The 18,924-nt window shown below is 55.8% G+C and carries 8 protein-coding genes; 3 read left to right on the plus strand and 5 right to left on the minus strand.

Annotated features, from left to right (window positions below; translation table 11 throughout):
- Window positions 1–3: 3 nt before the first annotated feature.
- The 3 genes from nuoB to WCO56_07960 form a co-directional block, all read right to left on the minus strand.
- Window positions 4–516: an NADH-quinone oxidoreductase subunit NuoB gene (nuoB, locus tag WCO56_07950; GenBank protein ID MEI7729490.1), complete on the minus strand. Its 513-nt coding sequence runs from the start codon at window positions 514–516 to the stop codon at window positions 4–6.
- A gap of 80 nt (window positions 517–596) precedes the next feature.
- Window positions 597–1,202: a riboflavin synthase gene (locus WCO56_07955; GenBank protein MEI7729491.1), complete on the minus strand. Its 606-nt coding sequence runs from the start codon at window positions 1,200–1,202 to the stop codon at window positions 597–599.
- Window positions 1,203–1,216: 14 nt separating this feature from the next.
- Window positions 1,217–3,457, minus strand: a complete 2,241-nt coding sequence (locus WCO56_07960) for a carboxy terminal-processing peptidase (GenBank protein ID MEI7729492.1) — start codon at window positions 3,455–3,457, stop codon at window positions 1,217–1,219.
- 222 nt (window positions 3,458–3,679) lie between these two features.
- Here WCO56_07960 and WCO56_07965 point away from each other — a divergent pair, with 222 nt between their 5' ends.
- The gene (locus WCO56_07965) at window positions 3,680–4,903 is read left to right on the plus strand and encodes a mechanosensitive ion channel family protein (protein MEI7729493.1); all 1,224 of its coding nucleotides are present in this window, start codon (window positions 3,680–3,682) and stop codon (window positions 4,901–4,903) included.
- On the opposite strand, the gene WCO56_07970 is transcribed toward WCO56_07965, so the two are convergent.
- Window positions 4,900–5,406, minus strand: a complete 507-nt coding sequence (locus WCO56_07970) for a zinc ribbon domain-containing protein (protein ID MEI7729494.1) — start codon at window positions 5,404–5,406, stop codon at window positions 4,900–4,902. The two genes, WCO56_07965 and WCO56_07970, sit on opposite strands and share 4 nt — an antisense overlap.
- 132 nt (window positions 5,407–5,538) lie before the next feature.
- Here WCO56_07970 and WCO56_07975 point away from each other — a divergent pair, with 132 nt between their 5' ends.
- Complete coding sequence (locus tag WCO56_07975; protein MEI7729495.1) at window positions 5,539–6,354, plus strand: cysteine peptidase family C39 domain-containing protein; 816 nt, start codon at window positions 5,539–5,541, stop codon at window positions 6,352–6,354.
- Between the two features lie 59 nt (window positions 6,355–6,413).
- Here WCO56_07975 and WCO56_07980 read toward each other — a convergent pair whose 3' ends face one another.
- Entirely contained in the window at window positions 6,414–8,588 is a 2,175-nt protein-coding gene (locus tag WCO56_07980; protein MEI7729496.1) for a beta-galactosidase, read from the minus strand.
- Window positions 8,589–8,900: 312 nt separating this feature from the next.
- Here WCO56_07980 and WCO56_07985 point away from each other — a divergent pair.
- Window positions 8,901–18,924, plus strand: a 10,024-nt coding sequence (locus WCO56_07985; GenBank protein ID MEI7729497.1) for an autotransporter-associated beta strand repeat-containing protein, incomplete at its 3' end; no start/stop codon positions are given.

Consider the following 18,924-nt stretch of genomic DNA (forward strand, 5'->3'; position numbering starts at 1 on the left):
CTGCTACGTCGAACGTTTTCCTCCCGAGCCGATAATGTGTTCTTTACTTACCTTCGCTTGCAAACGGATCAAACCATCCAGCAACGCCTCGGGCCGGGGTGGACATCCGGCAATATAGACGTCCACCGGCAAGATTTGATCCACCCCTTGCAATACGGAGTAACTGCGATACATGCCGCCCGTGGAGGCACACGCACCCATGGCAATCACCCACTTGGGCTCGGGCATCTGTTCATAGATGCGTTTAACGGCCATGGCCATTTTATACGTCACCGTGCCCGAAACAATCATCACATCGCTTTGCCGTGGGGAAAAGCGCATCACTTCAGCGCCAAAACGGGAAATATCAAAGCGGCTTGCCCCGGTGGCCATCAATTCAATAGCGCAACAAGCCAGTCCCATGGGCATCGGCCAGAGTGAATTTTTGCGACACCAATTCAAGGCAGCATCAAGCCGGGTAACGATTATGTCACCCTCGACCTTGGTGTTGTAGCCGATTTCGGTGCTGCGTTCCATAACATCCATGCCAAACAACAACTTCCAATGCGTTTTGGCCCAGTCAGCGTAATCGCCACGGCCTTGGTTCGCAAGTAGTTTTATCCACGATTGGCTAACATCTGCTCAATGTATTTGCCGAGAATGTCGGCTTCCAGGTTGACCAAGTCGCCCACTTTTCGTTCGCGCAAAGCGGTCACTTCAAACGTGTGGGGGATGATCCAAATACGGAAACTCTTTTTTGTCACCGCCGCCACCGTTAGACTGATGCCATCCACCGCCGCTGAACCTTTGAACACCATGTAACGCATCACTTCGGGCGGGGCGGAAATTTCCAGCACATGATCCTGTCCGGCACGTTCCCAACGGATAATCCGGCCCACGCCATCAATATGACCGGTGACAAAGTGTCCGCCAAAGCGGCCATCTGCCGCCAGTGACCGTTCCAGGTTGACGAGCGAGCCCACCTTGGCCACCGACAGGTTGGTGCGATTCCAAGTTTCAAGCAATAGATCAAACTGCAAGGTGCGTTGGGCGCCTTTGCCAGCGATTTTTACAACCGTCAAGCAACAACCGTTGACGGCCAGGCTGTCGCCCAGTTTCAGCCCCTGTCCGATCTTGCCGGGCGCAACCGTCAGTTGAATTGATTTTTCAGTCGGCTGGATTTTTTTCACCACGCCGGTACCTTCGACAATGCCAGTGAACATAACAGGGAAGTCTCTTATTTTTTGGCGGACAAATCAATCATGTCCAGTAGAATACGTTTGGTTTCCTCTAAGGTCACATCCACGCCATTCACCGGGCTGTCATCTTTGGCATCCTCATCCAAATCCTCTCCGGTTCCGTGCGTGGGATCTTTTGGTTTGGTCGGTTCGTTTTTCTTTTCATCCTTCTTCTTGGCGGAAACCGAAGGCGGCGCATTAGTCTTAACGGTCGCCGGAGGAAGACCGGGCTTATCCACATTCTTCAGGGTGAAATCATAGATTTTGTAACTGGGTTCTGGCCGCGTGCGCAGCTCTTTCTTGCGGGCTTCGCTGCGGGCTTCGCTTTCCTTTTTCTCCTTCAACCGCTGTTGCTCATTCAACGACACGCTTTTTTCCTTCTGATTCTTCTTAAAGATTGCGATCTCCTTTTGGAGCCATTGAAAATCCTTATCGGCAGCCACCCGCGCCTCCGATCGTTTTCGCAATTCATCAAGTTGGGGGGCGACGTAATTGACGGGGTCATATTTGGCGCTGGGAATCGTATCCCACTCCAGGGCGTTGGGTAACTGGCCTTCGCCCACTTCCGCATGGTTATTAATGGACGGCAACACAACGTCAGGAGTCACGCCTTTCAACTGGGTGGAAGAGCCATTGGCTCGGTAGAATTTCCGGATGGTGAACTTGAGCGCCCCAATATCATTGGTAAGCCGGACGAAACGATTCAGCCCCTCCACGATTTGCACCGTGCCCTTGCCGTGGGTGGAAATATCCCCAACCACCAGGGCACGCCCGTAATCCTGCATGGCTCCGGCCAGAATTTCGGAGGCGGAAGCGCTAAACCGGCTGGTGAGAATGATCAGCGGCCCATTGTAACTAATGCTTGGGTCAATGTCTTTATCCACGTTGATGGTGCCGTCTGGATCGCGCACTTGGACAATTGGGCCATCTTTGATAAACAGGCCGGACATTTTGACCGCGTCATCCAGTGCGCCACCACCGTTCCGGCGCAAGTCCAGGATCACCCCTTCCACGTTTTCAGCAACCAGTTTAAGCAAAAGTTTATTTACGTCATCCGTGCAATCCTTGCGCCCCGCTTGCCGATTTCCCAAGTCGGCATAGAATGAGGGCAGATCAATGATCCCCAGACGATGCGCTGGCTTGCCGTTTTCCGCCGGCAATTCAATGAGCTTGGCTTTGGCTTCTGCCTCATCCATTTTGATTTTTTCCCGGATGATCGTGATTTCCTTGCGGTCGCCCTCGTTGGGGGCGTCGGCTGGGATCACGCGCAGGCGCACCTCGGTGCCTTCGGGGCCGCGGATCTGTTCGACCACCTTGTTCAACTTCATGTCCACGACATCCACCCATTCATTGGTCCCCTGGGCCACCGCCACAATGCGGTCATTGGGTTTGAATTTTTTGCTGCGGTCCGCAGGACCGCCGGGCGTTAATTCCACAATCTTGCAGAAACCATCTTCTGAGCGCAGCAACGCGCCAATGCCGAACAGCGAAAGGCGCATACTGATGTTAAAGTTTTCCAAGGCGGGCTTGCCCATGTATTCGGAATGCGGATCGTAACAATGCGTAAGCGCCGTCATGTAGATTTGCAACACTTCATCGGTGTCCAGCTCTCTCAACATGCGCAACTGCCGGGCGTACCGGCGCACAATGTTTTTTACGATTACCTCCGGCTTTTCCTTGTTCAGCTTGTCCTGCAAAAATTCAAAACGGAGACGCTCCTTCCAGAGTGCTTTGGCCGCCGTGAGGTCTTTGGGACGTGGCACATCCCGACGGTTAAAAATATACCGCTCGTCCGTATCAAAGGTAAATTTCTCGGTGGCCACCAAGTTGGTGACATAGACGGCCTGCTGGTCGCTGCGCTCCATGAAGCGCGCGAAAATAATTTCGGCGGGCAGGGTATCCCCCAACCGGCGGGTGAGATCGCCCAAGGTGGCGCGATACTTCTCAAACTCCTCCAGATCTGATTGCAGGAAAAGCATGTGCGAGGGATCCAACGCATCAAGATATTTGTCGAGAAACTTGCCGGAATACTCCGCATCCAACGGATGTTTGGTGTAGTGAACTTTTTCCAGCAGACCCGCGATGACCCGGGCAATGGCGCGGTCTTCCGGTTTGGGAATCCGTGCGGCATAGGAGCCCCCACCGTTGGCAAGCACCGCCAAATCATCCGCTGCCCGCGCTGGGTGTGCCAGTGCGAGTAACAGTCCCAATATAACACTCAACTTAATCAAAGCCTTCATTGCCATAATGTTTCAGACTCGCATGGTGCCGGAGTCAGTTCGGCAAAGCCTATCCCGGATAAACACCGTTTGTCCAGCAGGCAAAAACTGGAATCGGCGGAAAATAGTCCACCTCCGATCATTCCAATCGGCGAAGGATAGCATGTACCCGTGATAATGCGCAATGATTTGGCGAATTATTCCGGCTTGTCAGAAGCCTTGGGTGGTCTTTTAATGGAGCGCATGAAGATTAGGCTTTATAGCTGGTTGTTGTTTATGGGTGTCCTCGTGCTCATGTTGAATGGCGCGCAGGCGCAAACCACCACCAACGTGGTCGCCAAAACCGTCACGCCATTCCCTGAGTCACCCACCATGGGAAACTCGTTTGGCTTCTGGCTGGAAAATGTCCAGTGTCTCCAAACTTCGTTTTTAAACATCCCCCTCTGGCAATACCTCGCCTCCATTATCTATATCGGCCTGACTATTCTAATGGTGATGGCAGTGGATTATCTCTTCAAGACGATTGTCGAACGGCGTGCTTTGGAAGGGCAGAATGAAGTCCGGGACCGCATGATTCACTTGCTGCGCGGCCCGATCAAGATGGTTTGTTTTATCATTCTGTTGCATGTGGGGCTGAATGTCTTCAATTATCCCCATTGGGTGGACCACTATGTCAGCGTGGGTTTGAAAATTGTCCTGGCTTGGTCCATCACGTACATGTTCACCCGAGCGGTAGATATGTTTGTCCTGTACTTGCGCAAGAAATACCAGGGGGACGGCGACGGTTTCGACGCCCAATTATTTCCCACCTTTGGCAAGGCCCTGAAGTGGGCCATTGTGGTCGTTGCGGTCTTGATGACGCTGCAAAACCTGGATATTAATGTAACAAGCATCCTGGCTTCGCTATCCATTGGCGGTCTGGCGTTTGGGCTGGCCGCGCAGGACACCATCGCCAATTTGTTTGGCGCTGTGTCCATCGCTCTCGATAAACCGTTCAAGGTGGGGGATGTGGTCAAACTTCAGGATCTGGAAGGCGTAGTCGAGCGGATTGGCCTGCGCAGCACGCGGATTCGCAATTGGGAAGGTCATCTGGTCAGCGTGCCAAACAAGACGATGATGAATGCCATCATCACCAACATCACCCGCCGCCCGAACGTCCAAAAGATCGTTACCTACGCCCTGCCGTATCAAACGCCCTTGCTCAAGCTTAAACAGGCGATGACCATCCTCGAAGACACCTATCGTCGCTGTAACATCGTCGAAGATATGAGCATCGGATTCACTGAGTTCTCTGACTCAGCTATCATCGTCAAGGTCATTTTGAACTGCAAGGAGACGGATGGCAAAACCTTTACCGCCGCGATACACGACACCAACCTGGCGATTAAACAAAAGTTCGACCAACAAATGATCGAACTGGCCTTCCCCACCCAGATGCACTTAGTGAAGCATATCGGGGGCGCTTAATAATCGTACAATCCCCCATCGTGCGCATACGGCGCGCCCGGACCGCCCTTGGCGCTTTCATCGCCCATGAAATCTCCCAGCACATCGCCCATGTCCGCCTCAATCTTCTCCGGATCTTCCCCGGCAGCGAGGCGCTTGATGGCAATATCCATTTCCTTGGGCATGGAACCGGGCGGTAACATCTCCTTCATTTTGGCCATCATCTGTGCCATGTGTTTGGGGTTATTCTCGTCCATGTGTTCCATGTCGCTTTCCATTTGACTGAGGGCGCGCTCGATTTTTGGATCATCAAAATCCGGCATGGGCGGCCCGCCTTCGGGACCGGCGGGGTTGGGAGCAGCGGGTTCCTTCACCCCTTTGGGCGAAGCGAACTGACTCATCTGCCGGGACATTTTCTTATTTCCGCATCGCGGGCACACCGGCAGGCGCTCCGGGTTGATCCGCTTCGAGAGGAAGCTGAAGACTACCCGGCACTTGGGACACGCAAATTCGTAAATCGGCATAGTTTGTTTCTCATTTCTCGTTTCGCAAGGCGAAGGATAAACGCGTCCGCGCAAAAGACAATCAAAAAACGTCCAACGAAAATGTCCGTTGTTTCGCCTTTCCTTTTCGGATGGCCGTATTAGGTTGTCCCCATGAATCCATGGTTGGAAACGCTTGGTGTTACCTTGTTCGCGCTGACCGGAGTGTGGCTGGGACGCTGGTTTTCCCGGTTGCCTAAATGGTATTGGGCCGTGGGATATGGCCTGCCCTTATTTTGCCTGTTTTTGCTGTGGCTGCCGCAGCAAAACAATGCGTTGTTCTTTCTGCCCCCTTTCTCCTGGCTTACCGCTGGACGCCGGGAATTTGCGCTGGGCGGCTTCATTGCCACGTTGTTGTTGACTACTCCGCTTTCGCGGGTAACCCAGCCACGCCTGCGCGGCTTGGTCATCCTGTTCATGGCGTTGATTGTCATCACCTCTTCTGTACTGCCGTTCCTTGGGCCCGCCATCAATCGCAAGCATCTGGCCAGCCTGGAAACCGATGTGAACCGCGACGGGGTCTGCCTGCAAAAAACGGATTACACGTGTGGTCCGGCAGCGGCGGTGACGGCACTGCGCCGACTCGGTCTGAAAGCGGAGGAAGGGACCATCGCCATCCTGGCGCACACCAGCTTTGCCATCGGCACCGCCCCCGATGTGCTGGCAGAAACCCTGAGTGCGCAGTATGGGGCGCAGGGAATCACTGCGGATTATCGGTTCTTTAAGACCATCCAGGAGTTAAGAAATGCGGGTGAGGTCCTGGCGGTGATCAAATATGGCTTGTTTGTGGATCATTATGTTGCGGTATTGGAGGTAAATGATAACGAAATTGTATTGGGTGATCCCTTGGCCGGGAAGACCGCATTGTCATACGCCGCCTTCGACGAAAAATGGCGTCATTCCGGTGTGGTTATTCAGCGACGCAAGTAAGCGCCAGCCCAATCCGGCAAACAGTTTTACTCTATTTTTCAGGACAGACCTTGGCTGAGTCAGGGGCGGGTGAATTTCTGGACGCGGGTTTGGTAAAGGCGGTTTCCCATCTCACGGCAGGCGGCGATGGTTTCCCAATACGGTGTGTCACCAACGTCCACGAGGCCGGTCTGGTAATTCTCGCCGTCGAAACGGCCGGTGGTGGGCTGATCGTAGAATTGAAACCAATGGGTGCCGATGACCGCCGGGTTTTGCAGGGCGCTCCGCACATACGTCATATAGGCGCGGGCGCGGTCCGTATGGTTGGCCACAAGCACCAGGCCGGCGGGATGCATCGGTGCGTCCATCGCGTCGAAGTGAAATTCGCCAATGAGAATCGGGCGATCCAACCCAGCGGGCAGACGCAAGTCCGTGACGGAGGTGGAATAGCTGTTGATGCTGACAATGTCGCAATATTGCGCGGCAACCCGCATCACCATGGCGTTTCCCGAACCGGCGAAGCGGCAACCGAGATACAGGTGATTGGGCGCGGCAGCCTTGATGGCATCGCGGCAGCCGCGAAAGTATGCGTCGAGGTATTGCTCGCTGAACGCTTCGAGATCCTGGCGCACCGGCGGACGCTTTTTATCCGGCAGGGAGGTGGCAGCGAGGATCGCGTCCCAAGTTGGGAACGCCGTGCCCCAGGCGGCGTTAAGCGCGGGCAGATCCGCGTATTTCTTTTGCAACCCGGCGACCAGAGCTTGTTTGGCGAATTGCCCGGCGGGCGAGGCAAGCGCGGCCTCGGCCAGATAACAGGTATCGCCCCAGTGCAGCTCGTTATCCACGAAGAACCCCAGGCACCAAGGATCGTCGAGGGAAGCCTTCAATTCGGTGCTCAGGGTGCGATCCATCAACTGCCGCCAGCCGGGATCGAAGGGATCGGGCAGCTTGCCCCAGTTGCCGCCCGAACCTTGCAGGCGGAACTCGTCGCGGCCCAGCGGCGCGGAATACACAATGGCGGTGTATGGTGTTTTGCGCTGGGTGTAAATGAGCGGGTCGGAGGAATTGGCAATGGTGTTCAACCCCCAACTGGCCAGGCGGCGCTGCGCCTGCACCGCGTACTCCTGCGACCAGTTGGTCCCGTATTTGCGGCAGAGATTCGCTTCGAGAAAATCATAGACCGCGTGATTATCCCGGCCCAGATAGTAGCCGCGCGTGGATTGCGGCTGGGTGCCGTAGAAAACGCCCAGCGGGGAGTCCTTCGCGGGTAGGCGAAAGAAGGGTTCTCGATCCGGCAACGGCGTGCCGTGGTAAATGCCGCCGACCCGAACGCGGGTGCCCACGCGCACCACGCCATGGGACCAGAAGAGGCGACCCTCGGGGTCCACCATCCACCACGCGCCTTGATATTTCTCAGCGCGGAAGAAGCCGGTGGCACTGAGTTGGGGACCGCCCGCCCAACCGCCGTAGCGATCCCAATCCACCGGCCGCGCATGGACGGCGAGATCGGCGGTCTCGCGTTGCCGGCACTCGGCAAAGTCGGTTTCCGTATGGATTTTCCCCGGCCAATCGCGCGGCGCGAATTGCCCGAACTCATCAATGAAGGGAAATACGCGCGCCTCCGGCCAATCCCGGAACGGCGCGGGTGTGCCCCGGGCAATCACGAGGCCCACAGCGAAGCGATGGGCGGAGGTTGGATCGGGCGTGAAGATAGAAAGACGGGTGACATTGGCGCCGTTGACACTGCCCCGGCGAATAAAATCGCGCGGCTGCCCGACCATGGAGATAAACCTGCCCGCAAGCCGGTTCGTGTGCTTATCCCCCAGCGGCACCACCAGCCACACCGGCTCCGGACCGGGCGAAATCAGCGCCTCGAAGATCCCCTTGCGGTGTTGCACGGTCGGCAGGCTCTCCGTGGCCTCATCGTCCACCCGCAAGGTAAGCCGCAGGTTTTCCGAACCCAGATTGCGGACGGGCACCGCCACTTCGGCAAACGCTTCCAAGTCCCGGGCATCCGGCGGCATCGGGATAGACACGCCAACGCGGCCTGACTCTTTCCGCGTCTGGACCACCAACCAGCCATCCTTGTCCGGCATGGCCTCCGCGCCTTTGGTTAGAAGATTGGTGGCAGGCCAGGCCGACCAACTGACGACCGTGCGCTCCGGCATCACTTCCGGCGCAGCGGCTTGGATCATCGCCGACGGGATAACCAACAAGGCAGCAGCCAGTAGGCCAAACGGGTAATACATCAGCATAATTGTTATTCGTTTCGACACGGCAAACGATAACCGTGCCTGCACAAAAGCAAATCAAAAAAACATTTTTTAAACCAGCAACCGCCCGGGCATAGTTTTCACCGATGTACGCCGATAATTTGAAAATTGCGGGGAAGTCTCACCAGCACCAATTTGTCTACCTGATTGTTTTTGCTAGGTCCGGTTTTGCTCGTTTTTGTCACATATTTTTTCTTTTTTTTTGGCACGGACGTGCTATTGGTTGGCTCAGGCTAACACGCATTCGGGTACAAGGGTTGTTCCACATGCGGTTTGTCTGTTGGAATATCAAATATGAAGACCTGTTTTAGTACTCGCTGGTTGGCGTGTCATGCCAAACGTGTTGCGTTGTTACTCACGCTGATTGGCTTGGGAGTCGCCCCGGCTCGTCTGACGGCAGCGACCGTCACTTGGACTGGGCAATTTGCCACCGGCAGCAACTGGAATAACGCGGCGAACTGGTCCCCTAGTGTGCCTGTCGCCGGGGATTTTCTCGTGCTGAGCAACGCTGTGCGCCAGACCAACTGGAACGATTTCACGGCGGGCACCTCCTTTGGCGCACTGTCCTTCAGTAATTTCAACTTCGTCCTGTGGGGAAACTGGTTCTCCCTGACCAACGGCGTCACCAACTACGTGAGCGGGGGGAACAACCTTGTCAGCAACGCGATGGCGTTTGTTGCCCCCTCGGCAGCGGGGCTTCCCCAAGCCACCCAGACCGTGTGGAATGCCGTCGCCAGTGGTAGCGGCGCGCTCGTTTTCAAGGGTAATTTGACCAACAGTGCTCCCACGGGGGCGGCGGCCGGGACCAATGTGCTGGTGTTTGGCGGCACGGGTGATTTTGGGGTGAGCAACATTATCACGGGTGTGGCGGGGCTGATCAAGAGTGGCACGGGCAACCTCACGTTGGGGGCGGCTAATACGTACAGTGGTAATACGGCTGCTGGGGCAGTGGTGGATACATTCCTGTTGGGTGGGCGGACGATTGCCACAGTGGCCAATGTCATCCCCAGCGGTAGCAGCAAAGGCAACCTGAACATGACCAATGCGGTTTTTGATCTCAATGGAACCACCGTGCAAAACCTGAATGGTTTGAATGGTGACGGCACGGCGGTGGTGAACAACTCTTCCCTGAATACCGCCTCGTTACTCGTGCTTTGCGCCCAGAACAGTAACTCGTTCTGGGGTGGCAACATCACGGACCCCAACTGGAGCACTGGCGGCCTCATCAACGTCAGCAATAGTAACGGCGGGGTCACCATGTTCACCAATGCCAACCTGTACCACGGTTACACCCGTGTGCAGGGCGGTACGCTGATTCTGACCAACCAGGGCAGCATCACCAATAGTTCCTTCATTATCGTGGCCAATGGCAGAACCCTCCAGATCGAGAATAATACCACCGGCGGTTTCAATAGCAACCGCATTGGGGATAATGCCACCGTCATCCTTGATAATGGCACCATTAACTTTAACGGGGCGGGAAGTGCGAATGCGGTCTTTCAAGAATACATTGGCACGCTGGTGATTTCCAACCGGAATAGTACGATCAATCTCAACGACACTACGGCGAACCAGACCAACCTGCTTTTGGTTGGCAATGTCGTCCGTTTGGGCGGCGGCACGCTGACCGTTGGCGGTACGGGCGTGGGGCAACCGAACCAAACCTATCAGGATCGCCTGGTGTTCACCAACCAGAGTAGCCTGACCAATTTCGGAAATACGATTGGCATCATTCCTTGGATCATAAACGGCGATGATTATATGCGTTATAGTTCCCTGAGCAACACGCCGATGAGACTTTACGGCGATCAGGATTATTGGGTCAGCCAACCGGAGACGCAGTGGAATAACCTGACCAATGCCGTCCTGCTCCGTTACGGACAAACCCTGACGGCTGATCGCACGGTGGGTCTGCTGCAACTTGCTTATTCGCCAGCCCAGGCTTCCGGGATGGCACCGCCGTTGAACCTCGGTAACCAGACGCTTCGCCTCGCCTCCGGGTACTTGAATATGTCCGGCAGGACCTACGGAGGGCTCTGGTTGATCACCAATGGCACGCTGACTGCGGGTTTGTCGTCTGGCGCGCCGGGGGAGCTGATCATTAGAACTGGCAATGGCAACTTTACCCAGATGAACCAACTGGGTGCCAGCGCCCCGCTCAATTTGCTGGGTAATGAAATTGCTTCCACCATTGGGGACAACTCTGGTGGTGCGGTGCAACTGAATAAGGTGGCGGGCAATCCACTGATTCTCTCCGGCAACAATACCTACACGGGCGGCACCACTGTATCGGGGGGCGACACCCTGATGATTGGCAACGGCGGCACTATCGGCAATGTCGGCTACGGGGATATTACCAACTACGGTACGGTCCAGTTTAATCGCTCCGACGATTACTCCTTCACGAACACCATGCGTGGTTATGGCCTCTATCATAAGTATAATACCAATAATATTACGTTCACCAGCGATAGTCCCTTCACTGGCCAGGCTCTCGGGTATGGCGGCACCATCACGTTGGGCGGGACGAGCGGTCGCTTCTCCGGCGTGAGCCAATACACGATGTACGGCGGCAGCGCGTTGGCGCTTTTCAACACCAGCGCGGCAAGCCACGCTGATCGTGTGCCTACCGGTACCACCGTGATGTTGAATGGCGGCACGCTTGCGTTTACCAATGACGCCTCGGCGGCCAACTATTCCGAATACATTTCCACTTTTTACGTGGCCAACCAGGGCAGTTGCAAAGTGTTGTTGACACCCACCCAGCCAGGCTATAGTTCGATTTTGACGGGTGCCGGGCTGAGCCGGGGTAATAATGGCACGGTGAATATCACCGGGCCGGGATTGGGGTTGGACCGGACCAATATGCTCTTCCTTGCCACAGCGCCAACGATGCAGAACGGCACTTGGAGTCCAGCGTACGTTATTTCTGGAACAGAATTTGCCAAGTGGACCACCAACACCAGCTTGCAGGTTACTTCGGTCACCGCGATGGTCAGCAGTGATTATTCCATTAACCCTCTCGACAGCACGGCCAACTGGATGCCCACCACCAATGTCAAGTTGACGGATGGCAGTTGGCCGATTACCGGCTTGCGTTCGAACAATACCCTAAACCTCGCGCAAACGGCGGCCTCAGTGAATCTAAACCTTGGCAGCTTGTTGGTGGTGTCGAACGGCGGCATTTTGGCCAGCGGTGATTTCGATAGCACCATTGCGGGCGGTAATCTTGCCAGCGGCACTACCGAACTGATCTTTCACGTGCTTATTCCTACCAACAACCTTCACGCCTTAACTGTAAGTTCGGTGATCACCAATCAGGCTGGTAACGGCGCACTGATGAATTTAACTAAGAGCGGGCCTGGCAAATTGGTATTGTCTGGAAACAATCTTTACACTGGCAGCAATTTCATCAACGAAGGTGTTCTGAGCGTTGGAGCGATCGCGGATGCAGGCTACAACAGTAACTTGGGTACCAATGGCGGCGCCACGGGAGTCTATTTGCGCGGGGGCACGCTGCAGTTCACGGGTGACAATAGTGCCAGTCCCACTGCTCGCAGGTTTGATGTGAATAACAACATTGGCGGCGGCATTGATGTGGCGTCCGTCGGCAATCTTGTCATCACAAATACTTTTACCGGTGCCAATTCCTTCTCTGATCTGGTCAAGACTGGCTCGGGCATCCTCACGCTTGGCGGCACGGCCAACAACGCCGATCTCAAAATTAACGTCAAAGAAGGTAAACTCGTGCTGAACAAGCAAGCGGGTGGAACCGGGAAAGCAGTGTATGGGATCACCGGGGTTTCTCCCGGTGCCACCATCGAATATGGCAACACCGCCTACGGCGATCAAATTTATGATAACGGCAGCTACTCAGTACTGAATATGAACGGGGTGTTCGACTTCAAAGGCGCTAGCGACGGTTTCAACCTCATGACCGGTACCGGCTTGGTGACAAACAGCGCGGCGAATACCACATCCTATATGACCAACGGAGCCAATGGTTCCGGTGGTATCACCACCGTCAACGTCGGGGATGGCGTTGGCTTCGGTGGCGGCACGAACGTACTGGTTGTCAAAGGCAACTCGCTCGGCCTGACCGGTAACAATACCTACCACGGGCAGACGATCATCAGTTCCGGCCTGCTCCTGATCAATGGCGACAACCGCTTGGGCACTCCGCCGACTTTGTACACCTCCAACCAACTGCTCTTCGCCGGCGGCAATCTTGGGGCCACTGGTGGTGGCCTCGTTGGCATTAACACGAACCAAGGCATTACGTTGACTGCCAACGCCGCCTTGGAAGCCGCGCCAAACACAACTCTGAGTGTCACCAGCGCCATTACGGGCAACTTCTCGTTGACGAAGAATGGCGAAGGACTGTTGCTGCTTAACAATCCCAATAATAACTGGACCAACGGCCTGTATATCAATAACGGCATGGTCAGACTGGGTGCCAGCGAGGTGATCCCGGATGGGATTGGCACCAACGGTGTGACCGTCCAACCATACACCACCACCGCTGGTTACAGCTCTTATATACCGGCCGGTATTCTTGACCTGAACGGGTACAACGAAACGGTCAGTTGGTTGAATGTGAATTATACGACCGTGGCCCAAGGGCTGGTGACCAACAGTGCTGCCAATATCACTAATATACTGTCGGTGGGCAGCGGCCAGGTGCTTAACAACGCGAGTGCTGGCACGATCAACGGTACGATTGGCGACAACCCTGCCGCCAACGGACGGTTGATCTTGCAGAAGGTGGGCCCCGGCATTTTGACGATGGGCACCACTTCCACCAATGCCTATTCCGGCGGCACCATTATTGCGAACGGTATTCTGGGCATTAACAATGACGTCAATCTCGGTGCCACCCCGGCCACACCGACCACGAACATCACCCTCGTGGGCGGCACTCTAAAGAATACGGGGTCGGCGGTGCCATCCGTGAATGCCAACCGCATCCTTAATCTCACCGCCAGCGGCGGCTACTTGGCGGCGGGTGGTTCTCCGGGTACCCTGACCATCAATGGCAAAATCACCGGCCCAGGTTTCCTTGGCATCGGTTTCGAGACCGGCACGAACATCATCACCAATCCTCTCAATGACTACGCTGGTAATACCATTGTGGGTGCCAATAATCCGGTGGCCTACAGCTACGGTCCTGTGGCCAAACTCAGGTTGGGTGCGTCGGAAGTCATTCCCAACGGCCCGGGTAAGGGCATCTTGATTATTACCAACGGCAGTTTTGTGGATATGTCGGGGTACACCGAAACTGTGAATGGTCTCGGTAACTCCGGGCCTTCGGTGGCGGGCAATATTGATAATTCGGGTGGTTATGCGAACCTCATCGTGGGGGATGCTGATACCAACAGTTCCTTCAACGGTCTGCTCAAAAATACTGTCGGCACCCTTAGCCTGACCAAGATTGGTGCGGGCACGCTGACCTTGAGCGGCGCGAACACGTATGCCGGCGGCACCACCAACGCCGGCGGCATGCTGGTCATCAACGCGGATGCCGCACTGGGGGCGGCGGCACCGCTGGTATTTTCGGGCAATAGTACGCTGCAAGTGAGTGCGAACGGCGTCGCTCTGGCTGTCGGCCGTAGTTTGGTTGTCAATAATGGCGTCTCTGCCACCCTCGATAATCAGGCATACACGATGACGATCAATGGGCCGATTAGTGGCGCGGGTACCCTGACCAAGGTTGGTGCCGGTACGCTGCTCCTGAATGGTGGCGACACCTGCGTCAGTACTGTGGTGAACGATGGCTCACTCACTTTCCTGGCCACCGCTGCAGCAGGTGGCGGTTTCACTGTGAATGACAACAAGACCCTGACGCTTGTCTTCACGGCGACCGGCCAGACCGTGCCGATGTCTTCGCTAATGCTGGGTAGCAGCCCGAGTGGCACCGCGACGGTGCTGAACTTCAATGGATGGACGGCTGACACGGTGAATTTTTCGCCTTCCATCTGGGCGACCAACCTGACGGTGAATGGCACGGTCATTATTAATGTCAGCGGGCAACTGGTGGCTGGCGTTCGGATACCGCTCATCAAGTACCTGAATGCGACCGGGGATTTGGCAAACAATCTGCAATTGGGCGCGCTGCCGCGTGGTGTGGTGGCGCAGTTGAAGACTGAGATTCCGGGCCAAGTGGACCTTGAAGTTACCAGCGCTTCGGGAATTAGCTGGTACGGACAAAATGGGACGACTTGGGACATTGCCACCACCGCCAACTGGTGGTTTGAGAGCGGAGATGCCTGGTACACCAACTCTCCGGCGGATGCAGTCACGTTTGGCGATGGCGCTTGGCAATACACGGTCAACCTGACCAACGTGGTTGCGCCGATTCAAGTGCAATTCACCAATACCATTACCCCCTATACGCTCGTGGGTACCGGCAAGGTAAGCGGTGCCGCTTTGGTTATTCAAAGTTCGCCACTGACCAATACTATCAGCACCACCAACGATTATAGTGGCGGCACCCTCATCAACGCGGGGATGCTCAAGCTCGGAACCGCTAATGCGCTCGGCACTCCTTCGGGGCCATTCCTGGCCACCGTCCAGTCTGGTACGGCGCTTGATTTGAATGGCATTGACATCCAGGCGGCCACGGGGAGCACCAAGCCGATCCTCCTCAATGGGCAGCGGGATGCCAACACCGGATCGCTAATCAACAGTGGGGGTAACTTGAATAACCAGGGGGTCAAGGCGGTGACCTTGGGCAGCGATGCGTCCGTGGGACAGAACAACACCTCCCGCTTTGATATCCGTGGTGGCATTGATGGTGGCGGGCACGTGCTCACCAAAGTGGGAATTAACCGCGTGGCGGTGACGACTGCCATGATCAATTTGGCGGGGATCATTGTGACCAACGGTGCGCTGGAGTTGCAAGCCTCCATTACCGGCACGCCGCTGGCGACGGTTTATACTAATGCCATCCTTTCCACCTATGGCGGGGTCACGGAAAATACGCCGGTGACGCTCATCGGCGGAACCCTTGCAACGGAGATATCGGGAAATCCGAATACCTTCGCGGGGCCGGTGACGCTTACTCCTGGATTTAACACCTTCAATTCGCTGGGTGCCACGCTGATTATTTCCGGCAAGGTCACTGGTCCTGGCACGCTCATTAAGACTGGTCCCGGACAAGTCACGCTTGGAGCGGATAACGATTGGGCAGGCGGACTTCAGCTTGCTGCGGGAATATTGGCAGTGGGCAACGGCGGGACGGTGGGTTCGCTCGGCGGCGCAACCCCGTGGTCTTCCCCAGTCACAAATAATGGTGCGCTGGCCTTTGCCCGGTCGGACACCAATGTTTTTAGCGGGGTTATTTACGGCACGGGCAGACTAATCCAACGCGGCCCTGGCAAACTGTTCCTGGGCGCGGATAATCAATACACGGGACCGACCGTCGTTTCCGGTGGTACGCTGGTAAAGAGTTCTCAGAACGATTTGCCGGTCAATACGGCCCTGGTCCTGGGTGAGACCAACCTGACGACCGCTGGTACATTGGACCTTGGGACCTTCAGTCAGACGGTTTCTTCCTTGGCGGTAAGCAGCACCAATTCAACGGCCACGAACTCCATTATCATTGGCATTGGGCAAACCTTGGCGGTCGGTGGCAACTTTACCGTAGGCGTTGACGTCGGCACCAACGACTACACCAATCTGAGGATTTCAGGCGGGGGCTCACTGATTGTTACTAACGCCTCCCAGTACTTCACCGTCGGTACCAACGTGGCTGCTGCCAATGCGCACGGCAATAGCAGTACGCTCGACCTCTCCAAATTGGCCAGTGTCACCCTTGGCAACAGCAGTATCCCGATCAGTGAATTCCGCGTTGCCTATGGCAATGGCAGTGGGGGAACGAGTGACACCTTGACGCTCTCGGACACCAATAACCTGATCACTGCCACCACCTTCCAGTTAGGTAATTCGCTCCAAAATAACGCCAGTTCCGGCACCAATATCCTGGGCGCCGGGACCAACGTTCTGCTTGCGGACACATTCAATATCGCCCTGTGCAAAGCGAACGGCACGCTCAAGTTTGCGTCCCAGACCGCAGGTAGTCCCGGCACTGTAATTATCGGCGGCAAGACCGGGTCGGCAGCCAATATCTGGCTCGGCTACAAGAATAACACAGGGACAGCGGGTACTCCCACCGGCACTTTGGACCTGCGTGGCCATAACGCCACGGTCACGGCCGGGAACTTGTACATTGGGATTGAAAACGGAGCGGGTAACATTGGCGGTACGGTTGGGAATCTTTACTTCGACAGCGGTATCTTTACGGTGACGAACATTACCATGGCGGTCAAAAGCAACACCTGCACTGGTTCGGCGGTGGCCACACTGAATGTCGGCGGTGGCACGTTCACGGTGTACTCTGGCGGCTCGTTTAAACTTGCCACCCAAGGCACCAATAGTTCGGCCAGCGGAACGCTGAATATCACCGGGGGCACCTTTAATTCGCAGGCGGACATCCTCAAAGTCACCAATGCGGTGGCGGGCGGGTCCGTGGCCGCGACGGCGATGGTGGCCAACGCGACGCTGATATTGGGGGGTAAACTCGGCACCGTAGCCGTGCCTTTGGATAGTGTGCAGTTCACGAATGCACTGCTCTCCTTGAATGTGTTTTCCGCCGTCACGAACGTGGTGACAACCACCCTCAGCGTGGGTGGAGCCAATACCATTGGCATTTCGCAGTTGCCGCCGATGTCCACCACAACGACGCAACTGACCCTCATCAAATACACCACGCTGGCGGGCGCCTATAATTTCAGTCTCGCCAGTGGCTACCGGGTGCCGGGGTATCTTTCCAACAATATCGCCAATGCTTCCATTGACTTGGTCCTCACGAATGCGACGGATGCGCAAGGCAATTATCCCATTACTTGGACCGGTGTGAAGAATGGGAACTGGGATATTAATACCTCGACCAATTGGGTGGATCTGTTGCCTGTCCCCACCATGTATCAGCAATCTATTCTGGGCGGTGATAATGTCCGGTTTGATGATAGTGCCTTGGGTGTTACGACGGTGAATCTGACCACCAATCTCTCGCCGACCTCGGTGACTTTCAGCAACACCAGCGTTAGCTACACCTTCACTGGTGCTGGCAAGCTCACCGGCGGAACGGGGCTGACCAAATGGAATACCGGCAGTGTGACCCTCAATCAGGCCAATGATTATACCGGTCTCACTGTCCTGAATGGAGGCACCCTGTCGCTCGGTGTGAATAATGCCCTGCCCACCGGTACCACCGTCAATTTCAGCCCGACCAATGGCGGTGTGACGCTGGCCACTCTGGATCTGCAAGGGCACAGCCAGACTATCGCCAAACTTTCCCTCAGCACCACGGGTTTGACCAATACTCTGGCCACCAATCACATCACTGCCATCATTACCGGCGGTCCGGCTTCCACTCTCACGGTCAACGGTGCCGCTGATATCAACATTGGGCCGAGCGTGCTCGCCGGCGTCAATCCGGTGATTACCAATACCTTGGACATGTCTGGGCTGGGGAACTTTATCTACACGGCTGTCAACAACACCTTCCGCGTTGGCCCGTTAAGTTCTGGCAATTATGGTCAGTTCGCCGTCGCTACGCTGGCCGCCACGAATACCATTACGGCCATAACGTTGGCTCTTGGCGATATAACTACGGCTGGCTGTACCACCAATTTCACCAATCAACTTCACTTTGGCCAGGTGAATACGATCAATGCCAGTAACGTGTACTTGGGTTCCAGAACGGCCCACGCGACCATGGATTTTGCGGCCGGTTGGGTTTCGCCGTCGCTCACGTTGCGTGGCGCGGCGGGTGGGAGCAGTCCCGTTGCCAATATGCTGGTGGGGGCGGCCGATAATAATAATACCAACCTGTCCCTCAACCATGTGTTCGATGTGAGCGCCGGCACGCTGGATGCCCTCATCGTCAATCTGACCGTGGGGCGGAACCAGCAGCGTTGGACCATGGAAAATGGCTTCTTCCGCATGGGGGCGGGCACGCTGGTTGCCTCGAACCTGATCGTGGGCCAAGTCTTGGGAGCCAATAGCACGAATGGTGCGGGGAATGGAACTTTCTTTCTGAGCGGAGGCTCGGTGATGGCCAATATTTTGACCCTTGCCGACAATAACTCGCTTTATGGAGCAACCAGTACTGGCACGCTCGTGCTGACAAACAATGGGGCTTTCCAAGTGCGATCAATCACCAAGGGCAACGTGGTCGGCACGTCGGCTGGCACCATCACGCTCAATGGCACCAATGCGGTGCTGGATCTGCTAGGTGGCACCATTGGGACCAATG

The organism is Verrucomicrobiota bacterium (assembly GCA_037139415.1).
Taxonomy (GTDB): Bacteria; Verrucomicrobiota; Verrucomicrobiia; order Limisphaerales; family Fontisphaeraceae; genus JBAXGN01.

What these genes read in the sequence shown, in the direction of transcription:
- WCO56_07960 (MEI7729492.1), bottom strand. Translation starts at nt 3,457, where the DNA reads ATGAAGGCTTTGATTAAGTTGAGTGTTATATTGGGACTGTTACTCGCA.
- WCO56_07965 (MEI7729493.1), top strand. Translation starts at nt 3,680, where the DNA reads ATGAAGATTAGGCTTTATAGCTGGTTGTTGTTTATGGGTGTCCTCGTG.
- nuoB (MEI7729490.1), bottom strand. Translation starts at nt 516, where the DNA reads ATGGAACGCAGCACCGAAATCGGCTACAACACCAAGGTCGAGGGTGAC.
- WCO56_07955 (MEI7729491.1), bottom strand. Translation starts at nt 1,202, where the DNA reads ATGTTCACTGGCATTGTCGAAGGTACCGGCGTGGTGAAAAAAATCCAG.
- WCO56_07980 (MEI7729496.1), bottom strand. Translation starts at nt 8,588, where the DNA reads ATGCTGATGTATTACCCGTTTGGCCTACTGGCTGCTGCCTTGTTGGTT.
- WCO56_07970 (MEI7729494.1), bottom strand. Translation starts at nt 5,406, where the DNA reads ATGCCGATTTACGAATTTGCGTGTCCCAAGTGCCGGGTAGTCTTCAGC.
- WCO56_07975 (MEI7729495.1), top strand. Translation starts at nt 5,539, where the DNA reads ATGAATCCATGGTTGGAAACGCTTGGTGTTACCTTGTTCGCGCTGACC.